This is a genomic window from Pseudomonas sp. RL, assembly GCF_000647775.1.
GTDB classification, from domain to species: domain Bacteria; phylum Pseudomonadota; class Gammaproteobacteria; order Pseudomonadales; family Pseudomonadaceae; genus Serpens; species Serpens flexibilis.
On the sequence record NZ_JBOY01000028.1, the window covers coordinates 116,697 to 134,890 of the forward strand.

General features: G+C 65.9%; 15 protein-coding genes and 1 pseudogene. 2 read left to right on the top strand and 14 right to left on the bottom strand.

Going from position 1 to position 18,194, the window contains the following annotated elements:
• Nucleotides 1-64 precede the first annotated feature (64 nt).
• On the top strand, nt 65-1,045 hold the full coding sequence (locus AS93_RS0106095; RefSeq protein WP_027589781.1) for an OmpA family protein: 981 nt from the start codon (nt 65-67) through the stop codon (nt 1,043-1,045).
• 72 nt (nt 1,046-1,117) lie between these two features.
• On the opposite strand, the gene AS93_RS0106100 is transcribed toward AS93_RS0106095, so the two are convergent.
• The 13 genes and pseudogenes from AS93_RS0106100 to AS93_RS0106160 form a co-directional block, all read right to left on the bottom strand.
• Nucleotides 1,118-1,510 carry a cytochrome C gene (locus AS93_RS0106100; RefSeq protein WP_139181977.1) on the bottom strand — a complete coding sequence of 131 codons (393 nt, stop codon included), beginning with the start codon at nt 1,508-1,510 and terminating at the stop codon, nt 1,118-1,120.
• A 164-nt stretch (nt 1,511-1,674) separates the two neighbouring features.
• Nucleotides 1,675-4,362 carry a nitrate reductase gene (locus tag AS93_RS0106105; protein WP_027589783.1) on the bottom strand — a complete coding sequence of 896 codons (2,688 nt, stop codon included), beginning with the start codon at nt 4,360-4,362 and terminating at the stop codon, nt 1,675-1,677.
• Between the two features lie 25 nt (nt 4,363-4,387).
• Nucleotides 4,388-5,587 (bottom strand): annotated as a pseudogene (locus AS93_RS18840) (FAD-dependent oxidoreductase); the annotation flags it as partial.
• A gap of 257 nt (nt 5,588-5,844) precedes the next feature.
• Entirely contained in the window at nt 5,845-6,540 is a 696-nt protein-coding gene (locus AS93_RS0106115) for a hypothetical protein (RefSeq protein WP_027589784.1), read from the bottom strand.
• Between the two features lie 124 nt (nt 6,541-6,664).
• Nucleotides 6,665-8,509 (bottom strand): sulfatase-like hydrolase/transferase, encoded by a 1,845-nt coding sequence (locus AS93_RS0106120; protein ID WP_027589785.1) that lies wholly within the window; start codon nt 8,507-8,509, stop codon nt 6,665-6,667.
• Between the two features lie 170 nt (nt 8,510-8,679).
• On the bottom strand, nt 8,680-9,468 hold the full coding sequence (locus AS93_RS0106125) for an ABC transporter ATP-binding protein (RefSeq protein WP_027589786.1): 789 nt from the start codon (nt 9,466-9,468) through the stop codon (nt 8,680-8,682).
• Between the two features lie 13 nt (nt 9,469-9,481).
• The gene (gene ntrB, locus AS93_RS0106130; protein ID WP_139182002.1) at nt 9,482-10,261 is read right to left on the bottom strand and encodes a nitrate ABC transporter permease; all 780 of its coding nucleotides are present in this window, start codon (nt 10,259-10,261) and stop codon (nt 9,482-9,484) included.
• An 80-nt stretch (nt 10,262-10,341) separates the two neighbouring features.
• Nucleotides 10,342-11,586, bottom strand: a complete 1,245-nt coding sequence (locus AS93_RS0106135) for a CmpA/NrtA family ABC transporter substrate-binding protein (RefSeq protein ID WP_027589788.1) — start codon at nt 11,584-11,586, stop codon at nt 10,342-10,344.
• Between the two features lie 499 nt (nt 11,587-12,085).
• The gene (alaC, locus tag AS93_RS0106140) at nt 12,086-13,318 is read right to left on the bottom strand and encodes an alanine transaminase (protein ID WP_027589789.1); all 1,233 of its coding nucleotides are present in this window, start codon (nt 13,316-13,318) and stop codon (nt 12,086-12,088) included.
• A 109-nt stretch (nt 13,319-13,427) separates the two neighbouring features.
• A complete protein-coding gene (locus AS93_RS0106145) occupies nt 13,428-14,006 on the bottom strand; it encodes an ANTAR domain-containing protein (protein ID WP_027589790.1) in 579 nt (192 codons plus the stop codon).
• Nucleotides 14,007-14,188: 182 nt separating this feature from the next.
• The gene (locus tag AS93_RS0106150; protein WP_027589791.1) at nt 14,189-14,398 is read right to left on the bottom strand and encodes a YgdI/YgdR family lipoprotein; all 210 of its coding nucleotides are present in this window, start codon (nt 14,396-14,398) and stop codon (nt 14,189-14,191) included.
• 90 nt (nt 14,399-14,488) lie between these two features.
• The gene (locus tag AS93_RS0106155; RefSeq protein ID WP_027589792.1) at nt 14,489-15,979 is read right to left on the bottom strand and encodes a methyl-accepting chemotaxis protein; all 1,491 of its coding nucleotides are present in this window, start codon (nt 15,977-15,979) and stop codon (nt 14,489-14,491) included.
• A gap of 231 nt (nt 15,980-16,210) precedes the next feature.
• On the bottom strand, nt 16,211-16,627 hold the full coding sequence (locus AS93_RS0106160; RefSeq protein WP_027589793.1) for an OsmC family protein: 417 nt from the start codon (nt 16,625-16,627) through the stop codon (nt 16,211-16,213).
• A gap of 136 nt (nt 16,628-16,763) precedes the next feature.
• Here AS93_RS0106160 and AS93_RS0106165 point away from each other — a divergent pair, with 136 nt between their 5' ends.
• The gene (locus AS93_RS0106165; protein WP_027589794.1) at nt 16,764-17,411 is read left to right on the top strand and encodes a thiopurine S-methyltransferase; all 648 of its coding nucleotides are present in this window, start codon (nt 16,764-16,766) and stop codon (nt 17,409-17,411) included.
• Nucleotide 17,412: 1 nt separating this feature from the next.
• Here the strand turns inward: AS93_RS0106165 and AS93_RS0106170 are convergent, their stop codons facing one another.
• The gene (locus tag AS93_RS0106170; RefSeq protein ID WP_027589795.1) at nt 17,413-18,063 is read right to left on the bottom strand and encodes a DUF2959 domain-containing protein; all 651 of its coding nucleotides are present in this window, start codon (nt 18,061-18,063) and stop codon (nt 17,413-17,415) included.
• Nucleotides 18,064-18,194 lie beyond the last annotated feature (131 nt).

Genomic DNA, 18,194 nt, shown 5'->3' on the forward strand with positions numbered 1-18,194 from the left:
TCTCTGAATGGTGACTCCCCTGTTTCTGGGGAGCCATCCATACCATTCAGATGGGGATTTACGGATGAGGCTCAAAAACACCTTAGGCGCGGTCATTGGTGCTGTTGTCGCCGCGACCTCCGCGCACGCGTTGGCTCAGGGCCAGGGCGCCGTCGAGGTGGAAGTGTTTGCCAAGCAGTACTACCCCGATAGCCGCCGCAACATCGAAAGCGAAGGCGAGCTTTACGGGGCCGGGGCTAGCTACTTCCTCACGGATGACGTCTCCCTGGGCATTTCTCACGGCGAATACCACGATCTCACCTCGGACGATCCGGTCACGGTCGATGGGCGTTACAAGAACATCAAGGGCAGTTTGACCTCGCTAGATGCGGTCTATCACTTCGGTGAGCCGGGCCCTGGCGTACGTCCCTACCTGTCGGCCGGTATGGCCCACCAGAGCATCGGCCAGGCGGAGCGCAGCGGGCGAGACCGCAGCACCTTCGCCAACGTCGGCGCGGGGGTGAAGGTCTACTTCAGCGAGAACTTCTTCGCCCGGGCCGGGGTGGATGGCATGCACAACATCGACCAGGGCAACAGCGAGTGGATGGCAGGCGTCGGTGTAGGCTTGAACTTCGGCGGTGGTCGTCAGGAAGTTGCCCAGGCCGAGCCCGAGCCGGTCTATGAGCCTGTGGTCGAAGCTGAGCCCATTCCTGAGACGGTGCGGGTCGAACTGGATGTGAAGTTCGATTTCGACAAGGACGTGGTGCGCGAGGACAGCTACGACGATATCCGCAACCTGGCGGAATTCATGCAACAGTTCCCGCAAACGACCACCGTGGTGGAAGGCCACACCGACTCGATCGGTACCGAGGCCTACAACCAGGACCTCTCCGACCGCCGCGCACGTTCCGTGCGCAACGTACTGGTCGACCAGTACGGCATTTCGGGCAACCGCGTGGATTCGATCGGCTATGGCGAAACTCGTCCGGTGGCGGACAACGCCACCGAGGCCGGCCGCGCCATCAACCGTCGCGTGGAAGCCGAGGTGGAAGCGCAGGTCGAATGACAGTCCGTTCGATCTGCGTGACCGGGACCGGGGCCTGAAGGGGCCCCGGTTTTTTTATGACCGTTTGCTGGCTCAGGGAGCGGGGGAAGGAAATACCACAAGCGGCCCGGCAGGCTTGCCGGGTGGCGGTACGAAGGCGGGTGCCGGCGTGCCGGCCGGTCCGAGATGGCTGACGAAGCGATGGATGCTCAGCAGATCCTGGTCGCTCATCAGACGAAGCGCGTGATTGGGCATCGGGGGTCGATAGTTGGCGTTGCGAGCCAGTTGCAACCATTGCGCTTCGCTCAGTTGCGGCAGGAGCAGGCGCAGGTTGCTGGCATAGGTCGTCCCCCACGGGCCGCTCCACCCCAGTCCTGCGCCCAGCAGCCAGGCACTTTCCGGAACCTGATCCGGCGCCTGCAGATAATTCTCGGTGTGGCAGTCGTTGCAGCCGGCGATCTGTACCAGGTAGCGGCCACGCTCCACCCGCTCCGCGTTCTCCGGAGGAGGGGCCCGCCCAAGCAGGCATGGGCAACAACAGGGCGGCGGCAAGCAGCGAAACTCTGTTCATGGCGGTTCTCTCCCTGAATCCCGCTTCAAGGTATAGCCCAGGGTCGAGACCGCGAGCGCCCGTCGCAACACGGGAAGACTCATGGCGCCGACACTATTCGGCGAATTTCCGGCAGGCAGGAACCGCACTGGGTTCCACAGCGCAGCTCGCGTTGCAGGGCGGACAGATCCAGGCCCTGTTGCAGACCCGCCAGGATGGCGCTGGCGGAAACGTTCAGGCAGTTGCAAACCAGCCGATCGGTGGCGGCCTGGCGACCCTCTGGCGCGGCGAGTGGCGCCAGCAACTGCTGATGCGGCACGTCGACCGGCTGGCCTTCCCGCCAGACCTGCATGAGCCAGTCGCGGGCCAGGACCTCGCCGGCCAGCCGCACGGCGGTCAGACGGCCCTGCTCGAGGCGCAGGCGCTTGCTGATCCCGGCTTCCGGATCTTCGTAGGCCAGTAGCGGTTCGTGCAATGCCAGCGTCCGGTCCAACTGCATCAGCCATGACTGCGGCGGCGCCTCGGCGCGGGCGGCTCGAATCACCAGGGCCGTGCGCTCTCGCCCCAGCAGACCCAGGCTTACATAGGGGAACTCCACCAGCAGCGGCCGTAGCGCATCGAGGTGCGATAAACCGATACCTTCGACCAGCGCGAACAGCCGCCAGGGCAGGTCGGCCGGTTCGAGCGCCACACCGCTGAGCTTGAGTTCCGGCTGGCGTGACAGCGGATCGAACCCCGGCTGGGTCAGCACGTTGGTACCCAGTCCCCTGAGGAAGCGGTCGCCCCAGTGCATTGGCAGCCAGGTATGCCCTGGCCGCAGGCCTGCATCACCCTGCACCGGCAGCACCAGGCTGCCGCGTCGACTGGAAACCCGTACCAGGTCGCCTTCGTGCAACCCCAGGTTGGCCAGATCATCGGGGTGAATACCCAACAGAGGCTCGGGCGCATGGCCGAACGCCTGTGCAGCGGTGCCGGTGCGGCTCATGCCATGCCACTGATCACGCAGCCGACCGGTATTGAGCAGCCAGGGAAAGGGGGGCTCCGGCATTTCCAGGACGGCCCGATAAGGCTCGGCGATGAAGCGCGCCCGTCCGCTGGGCGTCGGGAACCGGCGGTCGCTGTACAGGCGAGGCGTGCCCTGGCGGGCTCCGGCCGGGAAGGGCCACTGCTGAGGGCCGAGCGCGTCGAGCAAGGTATAACTGAGCCCGGCATAATCCAGGTCGCGCCCGGCGGTTAACGGTGTGAACTCCTGGAACAGGGCCTGCGGCGAATCGAAGTCGAACAGGCTGGGGAGGCCAGGCCGCAGTCGCTGTTCCAGCCGGCGGGCGAAGTCGCAGACGATGGCCCAGTCCGGCCGCGCATCGCCCGGGGGCGGAACGGCCTTGCGCACGTGGCTGACACGCCGCTCCGAGTTGGTCACCGTGCCTTCCTTCTCGCCCCAGCTGGCGGCCGGCAGCAACAGGTCTGCATAGGCGCAGGTCTCGGTGCCGGCGAATGCCTCCTGCACGACCACGAACGGGCAGGCCGCCAGTGCGTCGTGGATGCGCTGCTGGTCGGGCATCGATTGCGCCGGGTTGGTACAGGCGATCCACAGTGCCCTGATGCGGCCCTCCGCCACGGCTTCGAACAGCTCGACCGCGCTCAGCCCGGCGCCGGGTAGGCTATCGACACCCCAGTAGCGGGCGAGCTCGGCGCGGTGTTCGGCATTGTCGGCCTCCCGATGGCCGGGTAGCAGATTGGCCAGGGTGCCGGTTTCCCGGCCGCCCATGGCGTTGGGCTGGCCGGTCAGTGAGAAGGGGCCCGCGCCCGGCCTGCCGATCTGTCCGGTGGCGAGGTGCAGGTTGATCAGGGCGCTGTTCTTGGCGCTGCCGCTGCTGGACTGGTTGAGGCCCATGCACCACAGCGACAGAAAGCGGGGAGCGTCACCGATCCAGCGCGCGGCCTGTTCCAGATCGTCTGCACTCAGCCCGCACAGCCGACTGACCCGCTCCGGCGGGTACTCCTGTACCAGGCTCTGCAGTGCCGCGAAGCCTTCGGTGTGCTCGGCGATGAAGGCAGTGTCGATGCGTTCGTCACGCAGCAGGATATGCAGCAGGCCATGCAGCAGCGCCACGTCAGTCCCCGGCTGCAGCGCCAGATGCAGATCGGCCAGCTCGCAGCTGTCGGTGCGTCGCGGATCGACCACGATGACGCGCATCTCCGGTCGCTGCGCCTTGGCGGCCTCCAGACGGCGAAACAGCACCGGATGGGCGAAGGCCGGGTTGGCGCCGATGATCAGCACGCAATCGGCCAGCTCCACATCCTCGTATGAACAGGGCGGCGCGTCGGCACCCAGGCTGCGCTTATAGCCCACTACGGCGCTGGACATGCACAGCCGCGAATTGCTGTCGATGTTGGGTGTACCGATCAGGGCTCGGGCCAGCTTGTTGAAGGCGTAGTAGTCCTCCGTGAGCAACTGGCCGGAGACGTAGAAGGCAACGCTCTGCGGTCCGTGTTCGCGGATCGTCGCGGTGAAGCGCTCGGCGGCATGCTCCAGGGCGCTGGGCCAATCGGTGCGGGTGCGGCCCAGCGTCTTGCCCAGGCGCAGTTGCGGGTGGAGCGCGCGGTGCTCCAGTCCGCCTGTCAGATGAAGGCTCGCGCCCTTGCTGCACAGTCGACCCAGGTTGGCGGGGTGCTCGGGATCGCCACGCACGCCGAGGATGCGGCTGCCATCGTGCTCGATCAGCACGCCGCAGCCGACACCGCAGTAGCAGCAGGTCGAGGTGGAGGTGCGGCGTTCACTCGACATGGTGGATCTCCCGGTGTGCAAGGGCCTCACCGAACATCAGCCGGTCGCGGAAGCCGGCGATCGATGCGCCCTCGCGAATCAGGCGCTGATACCAGCCACTGTCGGAGCTGTCGCCGTACAGGCAAGCACCCACCAGGCGGTCTGCGCGCAGGACCAGTTTGCGGTATACACCGCCGACAGGGTCGCGCAGGAGGATGCTCCGGGTGCCCTCGCCGCCGGCATACTCGCCGGTCGAGTACAGGTCGATGCCGCTCACCTTGAGGCGGGTCGACAGCAGCGAGCCTGTGTAGCGGCCAATGCCCAGCCTCGCCAGGTGGTTGGCACACACCCGGGCCTGCTCGAACAGCGGCGCCACCAACCCATAGCTGATGCCGCGATGGCTGGCGCACTCCCCCACGGCATAGATGCGTGGGTCGTAGGTTTGCAGGGTGTCGCTGACCAGAATGCCCCGCCTGCAGGGCAGGCCGGCCGCTTCGGCCAGTTCGCTGTTGGGGCGGATGCCCGTCGCCACCACCACCAGCTCGGCGGCCAGCTGGGTGCCATCGCGCAGACAGACCGCACGTACCCGGCCGTTCCTGTCACCCAGCAGGCGCTCGGTATGGGCGGCCAGGCGGAAGCCAAGGCCACGGGCCTCCAGCGTCTGCTGCAGGAGCGTCCCAGCCTCGCGGTCCAGTTGACGCTCCAGCAGCCAATCACCCCGGTGCACGACAGTCACCTGCATGCCGCGCTGGCGCAGTCCGTTGGCCGCTTCCAGGCCCAGCAGGCCGCCGCCGATCACCACCGCGTGACGATAGCGCTCGGCGGCTTCGAGCATGGTGTGGGTGTCGGCGATATCGCGGTAGCCGGTGACGCCGTGCAGCTCATGACCGGGCAGCGGAGGAATGCAGGGCCGCGAGCCGGTGGCCAGCAGCAGGCGGTCATACACCGCCTCGGTGCCGTCATCGGCGATCACCAGACGCCTCGCGCGATCAATGCGCACCACGCTGCGACCTGCGTGCAGGCGAATGCCATTCTGCCGGTACCAATCGAAATCGTTGAGGACGATGTCCTCGAGCTGCTGCTCGCCCGCCAGCACCGGAGTCAGCAGGATGCGGTTGTAGTTGGGATGGGGCTCGGCACCGAATACCTGTATGTCATACAGGTCCGGGGCCAGTCCCAGCAGCTCTTCCAGCGTGCGCACTCCGGCCATGCCGTTGCCGACCATGACCAGTCTGGGTCTGTTCATTCGCTTCTCCGTCACGCATGCCAAAAACAAAAAGGCGTCCCGTCGCCAGTGCGACGAGGACGCCTTTGTCCGTGCCGGTCGAGTCTGCCTTCGCCGTTGAAGGCCGTGCCGGTGATGCAAGAACCCAAGCAGGCTGCGTGCCAGATCGGCAACCGGTTGATTATCAGGGGCTTGGCGACGCCGGTTGCATACCGACGGAGAAGGTGGATGCCCGCTGCTGGTGCGTCCTGCCCGGGCGCAGTGCGTTCGGGGGCAGGCTAGTTACGCAGCTCTTTCAGGTAGCCATCGATCAGCAGCGGCTGGTGGAAGGGCATGCCCTGGGCCATGCGCAGCACGGCGCGATTGTGTTCGTAATGGCCCAGCGCATAGCCCAGGCGCTCGGCGCAGGTCGCGACCAGGAACGTCAGCAGCACCACGCGCAGGCCAGGCAGTGGCAAGCGCGGTGCAAAGAGAATCACCAGACTCGCCAGGCTGCGCAGCAGGCTCTGGATGAGCAGAAACGCTGCGGCAAGGGGGAGCGGGTTAAGTGCGCGCAGGAAGTCCACTGTCGCGCCACGGGAGAGGTCACCGAGGTGATGGCCTTGCAGGGTCCAGAGCTGATTGTCCACGTGTGCCAGCAGATGTACAAGGACGACCAGCAGCACCTGGCCGCCCAGCTGCAGCGAACGCGGCAGCCAGGCGAGCGGCCGGGCCAGCAGCCAGGCCGGTGCCAGGAGCATCAGTGCGTAGCTGCCGATCAGCAGCCAGCGATAGGCCTGCTGGGGAAGGTTGTGCGCATCGGCGATGAACAGGTGCAGGTGCAGCAGGAGCGCCAGCCAGGACAGGCACCAGAACAGGGTATCCGAGCGTTCATGGTGATCGGAGCGATAGTGCACCAGGATTCCCGGCTCCGCGGCGGTGCCCCGCCAGCTGTAGGCCGGTGCCAGACTGTTCTTCTTCCTGAAAAGCGACATGCTGACCCCCGGAATCCTGAATCATCGGAAGGGACGGGCAGTAGTGGCACTCTGCCCGTGTGCTATCGCTGTCGGCGGCTGTGGGGATTTCTTTAACGACCGGCGCGGTGCGCCGGCCGTCGCCTCAGTGCGCCATGAAGCGGCGAATACCCTGAAGCTGGCTACGGATGGACGGAAGGGTCTGCTGCACGACTTGCATGGCATTCGGCAACGCCAGGTCGTCTGCACGCGTGGCCTGGAGCGCGGTGAAGTTGCCGGTGGCAAACGGCAGTACCACCTTGTGCTCTTCGCTGATGAACGCCAGGCGATCCCAGTCGCCGGCAATCAGATGACGTCCCGGTTTCGGATCGAACAGGCTGTGTCCGATGCCGTACTGATGCGCAGGATTCTGGACGCCCAGCAACGGCAACAGGGTGGGCAGCAGATCCATATGGCTGGTGCGCAGGGTTTCTTCGTGGCGCTCGCGGCCCGGCACCCAGAGCACCAGCGGTACGCGGATCTGTTCGTCGGAGAACGTCGAGTTGTGGCCCCAGCGGCCGTTCTCCATGAACTCTTCGCCATGGTCGCCGGTAATCACGATAAGGGTATTTTCCATCAGCCCGCGCGCCTTCAGGTGGTCGACCACACGGGCGATCTGACCGTCCAGGTGGTGCACCGCATTCAGGTAGCGCTTGTGGATGCCACCGATGTCCCGCTCCAGGTCCATGCTGGCGTAGCTGAAATCCGCCAGGTAATCCGGCTCGATCACCGACTCGGGCGGGAAGTTGTAATTGGCGTGCGGCGATTCGAAGAACATGAAGGTCATGAAGGGCCGGGCACTATCACGCTGATCGATGAACGCCAGCAGATCATCGATGTTCTTGCGGTCGCGCTGCCAGGTTTCGCCCTCTCCGTAGGCCTGCATCTGCTCCTGCGGTACCCGTACGAACAACGTCTTGTCGAATTCCGGATAGGTGAACTTGGCACTGGTGAACAGACGCATCTGGTAGTCCTGCTGCTGCAGAACGTCAATCAGGGGACTACCGACGCGAGCATTCAGAACCGGGAACCAGAGGCTGGCCGGAAGGCTATAGAACTGACTGAACAGCCCCATGCGGGTGCCGTTGCCGCCCGAAAAATGATTGCTGTAGCGAAGGGACTCTGCGGCAAAGGCACTGGTCTGTGGCATGACCCGGGGATTCAGCGTGTCGGCTCGCCAGGACTCGGCTACCAGCCACACCAGGTTCAGCGGCTTGGCCGGCGGCTGGATCTGCAGCGGTGCTTGCGGATAGGCCAGGCGGCCCTTGATGGCGACGTTCTCCACCTCCAGGCTCTGCGGACGCTCCATGCCCAGCGTGCCGACGAAGAACTCGCGCATGGTCAGCGGCTGATACAGCGGCAGGCGCTGGGCGGTCTCCAGCAGAGGGCTGTAACCGTAAAAATGGCTGACCGCGTGGCTGACCCGCTCGGTCAAGGTGCCCACCATGAACAGCGTGAGCGCCCAGGCCAGGCGGGGTACCGGCAGGCGCGGCAGGATGCGGGTCAGGGCGCTGGCCAGCAGGCGCAAGGCCAGTTGGCCGCCAACAAAGCCCAGGCCAATCAGCGCGAAGCCCAGGTAGCTGGATTCCGACGAGCCCAGCGCCGCGATGCCGCCAGGAGTGGTAATGATGTTCCAGACGAAACCATTGAGGTGGAAGCCGTACAGCTTCCACAGCAGGCCGTCGGCGTAGAGCAATAGCTGAACGGCGGTGGTCAGCACCACGTGCAAGGCCAGTTGCGCGCCCCGGGGCAGCGGACGGGCCAGCTTGCTGATCAGCCAGGCCGGTGCCAGGAACATCAACGCATACGTGGAGATCAGGAGACCCTGATAGAACGCCATCCCCACGCTTTCCGGTGCATCCAGGAAGAACCCGAGGTGGACGGCCAACGCCAACCAGGAAAGCGTCCAGAAGAGGGTGTCTGCGCGACTGCGATGCGTGCTTGAAATCATGGCGTTCCTTTGTCCGGCTGGGATCGGTGGCGCTTAATCCCATAACACGAGCCGGAAGGCAAGTGCGAGGACAAGCAGCCTGGCGGAGAATCCGCGCTCAGCATGGCGGCACTATGCGGAAATTCTTGAGGAGCGAAATGCAGCCCCGCAGGGCCGCATTCAACGACCCTTCATGCGGCTGGACGCCGCTGACGCTGGTAAAGGAACTCCAGCACCGCGCCCCGGTACTGGTGGTAGAGCGGATCGTTGGCCAACGCCAGGCGCTCACGCGGGCGCGGCAGCTCGACGGTGAGGATGTCGCCGACGGTGGCCGCCGGCCCGTTGCTCATCATCACGATGCGGTCGGAGAGCAGAACCGCCTCGTCCACGTCGTGGGTGACCATCACCACGGTGCTGCGGGTCTGGCCGACGATGCGCAGCAGTTCGTCCTGCAGATGGGCGCGGGTCAGGGCGTCCAGCGCGCCGAACGGTTCGTCCATCAGCAGCACCTTGGGTTCCATCACCAGCGCGCGGGCGATGCCGACGCGCTGCTTCATGCCGCCGGAAATCTCGCTGGGGTATTTGTGCAGCGCGTGGTCCAGGCCGACCATGCGCAGGGCCGCCTCGCTGCGTTCCCGGCGCTCGGCCTTGCTCCGGCTGGCGAACACCTTGTCCACTGCCAGCTGCACGTTGCCCAGGCAGGTCATCCACGGCAGCAGGCTGTGGTTCTGAAACACCACGGCGCGCTCCGGGCCGGGCCCGTCAATCTCGCGGCCGTTGCAGATCAGCCCACCTTCGCTGGGCTCCAGCAGCCCGGCGATCAGGTTGAGCACCGTGGACTTGCCGCAGCCGGAATGGCCGATCAGCGACACGAATTCGCCACGGGCGATGTCCAGGTTCACCTCGCGCAGGGCCACGAAGCGCCCCTTGCGGGTCTCGAAGTGTTTGCCGACGCGGGTCAGCTCGACGAACTTGTCCATGGGGTCTCCCGAATCAGCTGTGGTAGTCGAAGCGGCGGGCCAGCAGGAGCAGGCTCTGCTCCAGTGCCAGGCCGACCAGGCCGACGATGACGATGGCGATGAGGATGTGCGCCACGTTGAGGTTGTTCCATTCGTCCCATACCCAGAAGCCCAGGCCGATGCCGCCGGTGAGCATCTCCGCGGCGACGATCACCAGCCAGGCCACGCCGATGGCCAGGCGAATGCCGGTCATCAGGTGCGGAAGCACAGCCGGGAACAGGATGCGGGTCAGCACCTTGTACTCGGAGAGCTTCAGCACCCGGGCGACGTTCAGGTAGTCCTGCGGCACGCTGGCCACGCCGGCGGCGGTGTTGAGGATGATCGGCCAGATGGCGCTGATGAAGATCACCCATATCGACGCCGGTCCGGCGGCCTCGAACACCAGCAGGCCGATCGGCAGCCAGACCAGCGGCGACACCGGGCGCAGCAGGCTGATGATGGGCGCCAGCATGCGCGCCAGGAAGGCGAAGCGGCCGATGGCGAAACCCAGCGGAATGCCGACCAGCGCCGCCAGACCGAAGCCGGCGCCGACCCGTCCCAGCGAGTGCAGGATGTTCCAGCCGATGCCCATGTCGTTGGGCCCGTTGTCGTAGAAGGGATCGGCGAACAGCTCCAGCGCCGCCTGCCCGGTGACCAGCGGGCCCGGCAGTCCTTCGCTGCGCGCTGCCAGCAGCGCCCAGAGGAAGAGGAACAGCAGGATACCGAGCAGCGGCGGCAGCACCTGCTGCAGGCTCTGGCGCAGCCAGGCGGCCATGGCCAGACGGCGCAGTGGGTGGGTTTCGCGGTGGGCCACCGGCGGTGGGCTCAGGGGAATGGACATGGGAACCTCCTCGGTCAGGCCTTGATGGCGAAGGAGCGGGCGTAGCCGGCCGGGTCACTGCCGTTCCAGACGGTGCCGTCAATCAGCGTGCTGCTGCGCAGCGGACTGGCCGGCACGGCCAGGCCCAGGGCGCCGGCGGCCTCGCTGAAGAGGCGGGTCTGGTTGACAGCCGCGGCGACGGCGGCGTAGTCCGGGTCTTCGGTCAGCAGTCCCCAGCGGCGGAACTGGGTCAGGAACCACATGCCGTCGGAGAGGTAGGGGAAATTCACGCTGCCGTCGCGGCAGAACTGCATGCTGTGCGGGTCCTGCCAGCTGTTGCCCAGGCCATCCTCGTAGTTGCCGAGGAAGCGTTGCTCGATCACCTGCACCGGGGCATTCACATAGGCCTTGCCGGCGATCAGCCGGGCGGTGCTGCGGCGGTTTTCCTCGTTGGCGTCGATGAAGCGGCCGGCTTCCAGCAGCGCCATGACCAGCGCGCGGGCGGTATTGGGGTACTGCTCGACGAAGGCGCGAGTGGTACCCAGCACCTTCTCCGGGTGGTCCGGCCAGATCTGCTGGCTGGTGGCCACGGTGAAGCCCACCTTGTCGAAGATGGCCCGGGCGCCCCAGGGCTCGCCGACGCAGAAGCCATCCATGTTGCCGACGCGCATGTTGGCCACCATCTGCGGCGGCGGCACGACGATGGTCTTCACGTCGCTCATCGGGTTGATGCCGTGCGCGCCCAGCCAGTAGTAGAGCCACATGGCATGGGTGCCGGTGGGGAAGGTCTGCGCGAAGGTCAGCGGGTTGGCGGACTGCTTCACGTGGGCGGCGAGCTGTTCGCCAGTGGTCACGCCGGCCTCGCGCAACTGCCTGGAAAGGGTGATGCCCTGGCCGTTCTGGTTGAGGCCCATGAGCACCGCCATGTCGCGCTGCGGGCCGGCCAGTCCGAGCTGGGCGCCGTACATCATGCCGTACAGCACGTGAGCGGCATCCAGCTCGCCGGTGTTCAGCTTGTCGCGCACGCCGGCCCAGGAGGCTTCCTTGCTGGGGGTGATGTTCAGCCCGTACTTGCTGCCGAAGCCCTGGGTGGCGGCCACCACCACCGAGGCGCAGTCGGTGAGCGGAATGAAGCCGATGCGTAGGTCGGTCTTTTCCGGCGCATCCGAGCCGGCTGCCCAGGCCGCGCTGCGCAGGAAGGCTGGCGCGGCCAGGCTCAGGCCGGCCACGGCGATGGACTGCTTGAGGAAGGTGCGACGGGTCGAATCACGTTCATTCATGAAGACTTCCTTTTTAGGGCAATAAAAAACGGCGTACGCGCCGGGTTCCTGCGAGGGGGAAGGCAACCCGGCGGACGCCGTTGTCCGCGATCCGCGGCCCGCCGCCAGTGGCGTGCTGCGAGAGTTCACCATGAACGAAGCAAAGGCCTTGCCAAGTGACTAATGGCGATTAAAGTCTTTTGAAAACAATGACATGTGGCCCGGAGCGGTAGTCAGGAGTGCCCTGTCGTTGTGAGGGGAGAAGGAGCAATGCGCCAGGGCGGCGCACGCTGCGCGGTAGTAGGGCGACATCCGCGCAGTCTGGTCGACGCCTGGGTGTATGCCGCATCGGCGGCCGGGAAAGCGCGGACGCCCTAGCGGAAGGCGCGGCGGATTCGCAGACCGTAGGGTGGTCAACGCAACGCGTTGGCCGCCGAGCATGGCCGCAATGCACACCGCATTGGCGGCCGGGAAAATCGCCGACCGCCCGAGGGGCCGGCGTTGCGCCGGCCCCTGAAGGTCAGGCCTCGGTCTTGCGCGCCTTGGCCGGCGGGGTGACCAGGCCGTCGGCGCGGAACATCGCCTTGATGCCACGGATGGCCTGGCGGATGCGGTCCTGGTTTTCAATCAGCGCGAAGCGCACATGATCGTCACCGTACTCGCCGAAGCCGATGCCCGGCGACACCGACACCTTGGCGTCGGCCAGCAGCTTCTTGGCGAACTCCAGCGAGCCCAGGTGTGCATAGGGCTCGGGGATCTTCGCCCAGATGTACATGGAGGCCTTGGGGTTCTCGACCATCCAGCCGGCCTCGTGCAAACCCTTGACCATCAGGTTGCGGCGCTGGCGGTACTGCTCGGCGATGTCGCGCACGCACTGCTGGTCGCCTTCCAGGGCGGCGATGGCCGCCACCTGCAGCGGGGTGAAGGTGCCGTAGTCGTGGTAGCTCTTGATGCGCGCCAGTGCGGCGACCAGTTCCGGGTTGCCGACCATGAAGCCGATACGCCAGCCGGCCATGTTGTAGCTCTTGGACAGGGTGAAGAATTCCACCGCCACGTCCTTGGCCCCCGGCACCTGCATGATCGACGGCGCCTTCCAGCCGTCGTAGACGATGTCCGCGTAGGCCAGGTCGTGCACCACCAGGATGTCGTACTGCTTGGCCAGGGCCACCACGCGCTCGAAGAAGTCCAGCTCCACGCACTGGGCGGTGGGGTTGGAGGGGAAACCGATGATGATCATCTTCGGCTTGGGGATCGACTCGCGGATCGCCCGTTCCAGCTCGGCGAAGAAGTCCATGCCGGGAATCAGCGGCACCGAACGTACCTGGGCGCCGGCGATCACCGCGCCGTAGATGTGGATCGGGTAGCTGGGATTAGGCACCAGCACGGTGTCGCCCTGGTCCAGGGTGGCCAGCATCAGGTGCGCCAGGCCTTCCTTGGAGCCGATGGTGACGATGGCTTCGCTTTCCGGGTCGATCTCGACGGCATAGCGGTCCTGGTACCAGCGCGAGATGGCGCGGCGCAGGCGCGGAATGCCGCGCGAAGTGGAGTAGCCGTGGGTGTCTTCGCGCTGGGCGACCTGCACCAGTTTCTCGACGATATGCGGCGGGGTGGCGCCGTCCGGATTGCCCATGCTGAAGTCGATGATGTCCTCGCCACGGCGGCGGGCGGCCATCTTCAGTTCGGCGGTGATGTTGAAAACGTAGGGGGGCAGACGATCGATGCGCGCAAAGCGGCGCTTGCCGTGTTCGGCCATGATTTCCTCGATGTGACGTAAGCGCCCGGAACCGTCCGAGCGACGCTGGTCGCCTGTGCGACCGCCAGCGACGATACGCCCAAAGCGAGACGGGCGGCAATAGCCCGCTTCAGCCGCGCATCAGCGCCTGCATGGCGATGATCTGCTCGGCCACCTGGATGAGCTTCTGCTGCCGGTCCATGGCCTGGCGGCGCATCAGGGTATAGGCCTCTTCCTCATCGCAGTGGCGGATCTTCATGAGCAGGCCCTTGGCCTGCTCGATGCGCTTGCGCTCGTTGAGCTGCGCTTCGCGCACCTGCAACTCGCTGCGCAGGGTCTGTTCGCTGTCGAAGCGGGCCATGGCCACGTCGAGAATGGGTTTCAGGCGCTGGGCCTGGATGCCTTCGACGATATATGCGCTGACCCCCGAGCGAATCGCCTGGCGCATCACCTGTGGGTCCTGCTCGTCGGTGAACATCACGATCGGGCGTGGCTGGGCGCGCGACACCATGACCACCTGTTCAAGCACGTCACGACCTGGCGATTCGCTGTCGATGAGGATGACGTCCGGCTTGAGCGCCTCCACGCGGGCGGGCAGGTCGATGGTCGGGCCGGATTCGGCCGTCACCTCGAAGCCGGCCTCGCTCAGGGCCTGTCGGAGACGCCCCACATGGCGAGCGGTATCGTTGATCAGCAGGATGCGCAGCATGGCAGTCTCTCCACGATGTGCTCCGCCGAACCACTCCGCGCCTGCGCACAACAAGGGCGCACGGCAAGGCGGTCATGCCTCATTGTGGATCGGCGGCGCACGGGGCACGGCAGGGCGCGGTTGCGCCGTTATAGGTATGCCGATGCCGGAGCAACTGCCATGCCAGGGCGCCTGGCCCTGGATTAGCGCTCGATGATCTGCCGCACCTGGGACTTGGGAATCTGCCGGGTGCGCCCCTCGCTGTCCTCGTATTCGATCAGGCCGGTCTTCTTGTCGAGCTCGGGCTTGTCCTGACTGGCCAGCATCTGGCCGTCGGTCGTGGCGATGATGTAATCGCTGGCGCAACCCGCCAGCCCCAGCGCGCAGCACGCAGCAATGATCCAGTGCTTCATTGAGGAGCCTCCTACCGTTTCACCCGAACGGGCGTACAGGGCTGTGACCAGCCGGCAGGGCGGATGCTCCCCACGTTCGTCCGAACCCGCTTAGACGTGGAAGCGCGAACTGAGTCGCTCCAGGCGATCAGTGAGCGCCTGCAACTGCTCGCTTTCCTGGTCCAGGCGCCGGGCGTCATCGGCGTTGCGTTCGGCCACTTCGCGGATGCTCTGCAGGTTCTGGGCGATCTGCGTGCTGACCGCGCTCTGTTCCTGCGTGCTGGAGGCGATCAGGGTATTCATGCGGCTGATCGCCTCGATCTCGTCACCCATGGCAACCAGCAGTTCGCCCGCGCGGCGACTGTCCGTCACGCAGTCCAGCGCGGCTTCGCGGCTGCTTCGCATGACCTGGGCAGCGGCCTGGCTGCCGTGCTGCAAGCGTTCGAGGATGTCGTGGATCTCGCGGGTAGAATCGGCCGTGCGTTGCGCCAGGTTGCGCACTTCGTCGGCTACCACGGCGAAGCCACGACCAGCTTCGCCGGCCCGTGCCGCCTCGATGGCCGCGTTGAGCGCCAGCAGGTTGGTCTGCCCGGCGATGCTGCCGATCACCTCCAGTACCTTGCTGACCTGCTCGGACTGCTCGGCCAGCGCCTGCACGGTCTGGTTTGCGTCATTCAACCGTTCAGCCAGCGCGTCGATCGCCTGCTGCGAGACCCTGAGCAGGCGGTCGCCTGCGTCGGATTTCTCGTTGATCCCCTGGGCTGCGCGAGCCGCTTCGCTGGCGTGGTCGGCGACGCTCTCGATGGCGGCGACCATCTCGTCCATGGCTGCGAGCATCTGCGCGGTTTCATCCAGCTGCCGGTTGGCGCCGCTGCGTAATTGATCGGTGGTGGCCGCCAGGTGATCGGCCGACTGCTCCAGCTGGCGGCTGTCGCGCACCACCGCGCCGGTGAGTTCGCCGAGCTCGTCGAGGAATTCGTTGAAGCGCTGGGCAATCGGCCCGCGCTGGGGAATGCGGTAGGTCAGGTTGATCTTGTCGTCGGACACCAGGCGATCGGTGGCGGTCATCAGGCCTTCGCCTTCTGCGGCGGCCTTGTGGCTCTGCTGCGCCAGGTACACCAGGATGGCGGTTTCCAGCACCACGTAGAAGGCGTGCAGGAAGATGGTGCCCCAGCCGCCCTGCTGGATCACCACCAGATCGAAGCCGCGGGTCTGCAGGGCGAAGAACACCAGGTGATGTACAGCCGCCGTCCCCGCCGCCGTGAGAATCGGCAGCCAGTCGCGGTAGAACAGCAGGACCGCCAGAAGCACGAAGATGCCGAAGTGGAACTCCACCACGCCGTGGGCCAGGTTGATCTGCAGGGCGGCCATCACCATGAAGGCTGCGCCCATCAGGCTGCGCAGCAGACGCTGGCCGGGAATCAGCTGGCCGAGCACGGTCAGCGTCACGCAGGTGAGGCCACCGATCACCAGGGCTTGCCCGGCATTGTCGAACCAGAAGCCCAGGATCAGGGCGTAGAGAAACATCGCCCAGAGCACGCCGCGCATGACGCGGTCGGCCTGGCGGTGATGGCGTTGGAGGGAAGTCAGGCTCTGGTTCATGGTCGGCAGCCAAAAAAAAAATTAATGGAAAACCCCGCGCGGCGTTCGGGAACGCGCACGGATGCGGCAAGGACCGTTTAGTTGTTATTGGGCGGCGAGGGAGAAGCAGCGGGTGCCGGCGGGCGCAGGAAACACCCCCGGCAAAAGTGTGGGCATTATGCTAGCACGGCGCCCTACGGCTCAAATGCTTAAAACTGATACCAAGCGAGTGATGCTTGGCTGATTGTTGAACTAACTGAACGGGCCTTCGGCCAGGCGAGTCTCGATGCTGATCTGCACCTGGGTCATCAGCTTGTGCAGTGGGCAGTGGCCGGCCACCCGCTTCAACTCGGCGCGCTGATCGTCGGTCAGGCTGCCACGCAGGGTCAGTTCCGCGGTCATCGCGTAGAAACCCTCCTTCTCGCGACTGCCATCGTGGCTGACTTCCACGCTGATGCCGGTCAGCGGGATGCCGTTCTGACGGGCGTAATGGGTCACGGTCAGCGCCTTGCAGGTCGCCAGGGCGACATCGAAGTAGTCGTGGGGCTCGGGTGCGCTGCCCTGGCCACCCAGGCCGATCGGCAGGTCGGTGGCCAGTTCATGGCGCCCGTCCACCAGGACGCTGTGGCGGTAGCTGGCACTGGTCAGGGTATGCACGACGATGCTCATGGACGTTCTCCAGCGAGTGATCGAGCAAGGTAGAGCGCCTGAGGCGGCACTTGTTCCGCCGGGCCGACCGGCCTTTCATGCGAGAATCCCGCCGCTGACCGACGCGGGGTCAACAGGCCCCAGGGGGAGAAACACCATGCATGAAGACTTCTGGCGGGCGCGCTGGAACCGTAACGAGATCGGCTTTCACCTGTCCGAAGTGAATCCCTGGCTGCTGCGGCACTGGGACGCCGAGCCGGGAGCCCGGGTGCTGGTGCCGCTGTGCGGCAAGAGCCTGGACATGGCCTGGCTGGCCGGGCAGGGCCATCGGGTGCTGGGCGTGGAGCTGATGGAAACGGCCGTGCAGGCCTTCTTTGCGGAGCAGGGCCTGACGCCGGAGATCAGCGACAACGGCCGTTTCCGCTGCTACCGGCACGGCGAGCTGGAGCTCTGGTGCGGCGACTTTTTCGCCCTGCGCGCCGAGGACGTGGCCGAATGCCTGCACTTCTACGACCGGGCGGCGCTGATCGCCCTGCCGCCGGCCCTGCGCGAGCGCTACGTGGCCCACCTGTCGGCGATCCTGCCGGAACGCTGCGAGGGGTTGCTGGTGACGGTGGACTATGACCAGGCGCTGCGCGACGGTCCGCCATTCGCGGTCGACGACAGCGAGGTGCGCGAGCGCTGGGGCGCGGCCGGCTGGTCGGTGACGCTACTGGAGCGGCGCGACGTGCTGGCAGAGAACTGGAAATTCCTGAAGCTGGGCGCCACCCGGCTGGACGAGGCGGCCTACCGGCTGGCGCGCTGAATCAGCTGTTCTGCTGCAGGTTGCGCACGAAGGCATCGGCCTCGTCGATGGCGCGCTGCATGTCGCGCAGCAACTGATCGACATTGCCCTGCAGGGTGCGGTATTCGCCCTGCAGCGCGCTGATGGCGCGGGCGTTGAGGTTGTGCTTGAGGAACAGCACCTGGTCGCGCAGCACGCTCAGTACCGGCTCGATACGGCGTTCGGCGGCGCGCATGCGCTCCAGCAGGGTCTTGTACTGCGCACGGGTGCGCTTGAGTTCGGCGGCGCTGGCGTTGCGCAGGCTGGCATTGCTATACAGCTTGAGCTCGCCTTCCCACTCTTCGAACAGCGCCTCGGCCACATCCTCGACGGCTTCGATGCGCGCGCGTACCTCCTTGGCACTGGATTCGCTGGCCAAGTATTCCTTGTTCAGCGCCTCGTAGCGGGCCTCGAGCTCACCGCCCTTCACCTGCACCACGCTGCGGTAGCGATCCAGTGCGCTCTGAAACTGCTCCTTGGCCTCCTGCTGGCTGTCGCGGGCCTCTTCCACACGGTCGACCAGGATGTCGCGCTTGTGCACGCCGACCTTCTCCATGGCGGCGTAATAGGCGCTCTGGCAGCCTGTCAGGCCGAGCAGGGCGGTAAATAGCAGGGCGGAAAGGGGGCGCAGCATAAAGAGTCCTCGGCGTGAAAATGGCGACACTGTAACCCAACCCCTCTCCCCTGGCCCCTCTCCCGCAAGGAGAGAGGTGTAGTGGTCAACCCATCCCGGACAGTGGGTTAAGTTTTTTCTCGGCCACGGCA

What these genes read in the sequence shown, in the direction of transcription:
- AS93_RS0106170 (WP_027589795.1), bottom strand. Translation starts at nt 18,063, where the DNA reads ATGCTGCGCCCCCTTTCCGCCCTGCTATTTACCGCCCTGCTCGGCCTG.
- AS93_RS0106160 (WP_027589793.1), bottom strand. Translation starts at nt 16,627, where the DNA reads ATGAGCATCGTCGTGCATACCCTGACCAGTGCCAGCTACCGCCACAGC.
- ntrB (WP_139182002.1), bottom strand. Translation starts at nt 10,261, where the DNA reads ATGGCCGCCTGGCTGCGCCAGAGCCTGCAGCAGGTGCTGCCGCCGCTG.
- AS93_RS0106095 (WP_027589781.1), top strand. Translation starts at nt 65, where the DNA reads ATGAGGCTCAAAAACACCTTAGGCGCGGTCATTGGTGCTGTTGTCGCC.
- AS93_RS0106135 (WP_027589788.1), bottom strand. Translation starts at nt 11,586, where the DNA reads ATGAATGAACGTGATTCGACCCGTCGCACCTTCCTCAAGCAGTCCATC.
- AS93_RS0106145 (WP_027589790.1), bottom strand. Translation starts at nt 14,006, where the DNA reads ATGCTGCGCATCCTGCTGATCAACGATACCGCTCGCCATGTGGGGCGT.
- AS93_RS0106125 (WP_027589786.1), bottom strand. Translation starts at nt 9,468, where the DNA reads ATGGACAAGTTCGTCGAGCTGACCCGCGTCGGCAAACACTTCGAGACC.
- AS93_RS0106105 (WP_027589783.1), bottom strand. Translation starts at nt 4,362, where the DNA reads ATGTCGAGTGAACGCCGCACCTCCACCTCGACCTGCTGCTACTGCGGT.
- AS93_RS0106120 (WP_027589785.1), bottom strand. Translation starts at nt 8,509, where the DNA reads ATGATTTCAAGCACGCATCGCAGTCGCGCAGACACCCTCTTCTGGACG.
- AS93_RS0106165 (WP_027589794.1), top strand. Translation starts at nt 16,764, where the DNA reads ATGCATGAAGACTTCTGGCGGGCGCGCTGGAACCGTAACGAGATCGGC.
- AS93_RS0106155 (WP_027589792.1), bottom strand. Translation starts at nt 15,979, where the DNA reads ATGAACCAGAGCCTGACTTCCCTCCAACGCCATCACCGCCAGGCCGAC.
- alaC (WP_027589789.1), bottom strand. Translation starts at nt 13,318, where the DNA reads ATGGCCGAACACGGCAAGCGCCGCTTTGCGCGCATCGATCGTCTGCCC.
- AS93_RS0106150 (WP_027589791.1), bottom strand. Translation starts at nt 14,398, where the DNA reads ATGAAGCACTGGATCATTGCTGCGTGCTGCGCGCTGGGGCTGGCGGGT.
- AS93_RS0106115 (WP_027589784.1), bottom strand. Translation starts at nt 6,540, where the DNA reads ATGTCGCTTTTCAGGAAGAAGAACAGTCTGGCACCGGCCTACAGCTGG.